This window comes from Candidatus Bandiella numerosa (assembly GCF_021811875.1).
GTDB classification, from domain to species: Bacteria; Pseudomonadota; Alphaproteobacteria; order Rickettsiales; family Midichloriaceae; genus Aquirickettsia; species Aquirickettsia numerosa_A.
Window position 1 is genome coordinate 1 of record NZ_JAJBJD010000298.1, and the last position, 244, is coordinate 244.

The window sequence follows — 244 nt, forward strand, 5'->3', positions numbered from 1 at the left end:
TCAACTACATGGAAAGAAAAGAAGCTAATCTACCATATACAAGCAGTATTGCAGAGACTATAGTAGAGTCTCAAATAAATACTAGATTCAAGCGAAAACAAAAAATGCAGTGGACCAGAGAGAATGCTCACAATGTTTTGCAGATTAAAGCGACTATGTCCTCTAATGAGTGGAATCTTTATGAAGCAAATATTGACAATGAGTTGATTCTAAAAGTTGCTTAACGCTATCTAATATTTATGCT

The 244-nt window shown here is 33.6% G+C and carries 1 pseudogene; it reads left to right on the forward strand.

Going from position 1 to position 244, the window contains the following annotated elements:
* Positions 1 to 224 (forward strand): annotated as a pseudogene (locus L8D11_RS05675) (hypothetical protein); the annotation flags it as partial.
* Positions 225 to 244: the final 20 nt, after the last annotated feature.